The 246-nt window shown below is 58.1% G+C and carries 1 rRNA gene; it reads left to right on the forward strand.

Going from position 1 to position 246, the window contains the following annotated elements:
• Window positions 1–246 (forward strand): 23S ribosomal RNA (locus tag B7P34_RS40060); the annotation flags it as partial.

Below are 246 nucleotides of genomic sequence, written 5' to 3' on the forward strand. Positions count from 1 at the left end.
ACCAGGAGGTTGGCTTAGAAGCAGCCACCCTTGAAAGAGTGCGTAATAGCTCACTGGTCAAGTGATTCCGCGCCGACAATGTAGCGGGGCTCAAGCGTACCGCCGAAGTCGTGTCATTACAGCAATAGGGCCAACGCCCGCTGTGATGGGTAGGGGAGCGTCGTGTGCCGGGTGAAGCAGCCGCGGAAGCGAGTTGTGGACGGTTCACGAGTGAGAATGCAGGCATGAGTAGCGATACACACGTGG

The sequence above is a fragment of the Streptosporangium nondiastaticum genome (genome assembly GCF_003011965.1).
In the GTDB taxonomy this organism is placed as follows: Bacteria; Actinomycetota; Actinomycetes; order Streptomycetales; family Streptomycetaceae; genus Streptomyces; species Streptomyces nondiastaticus.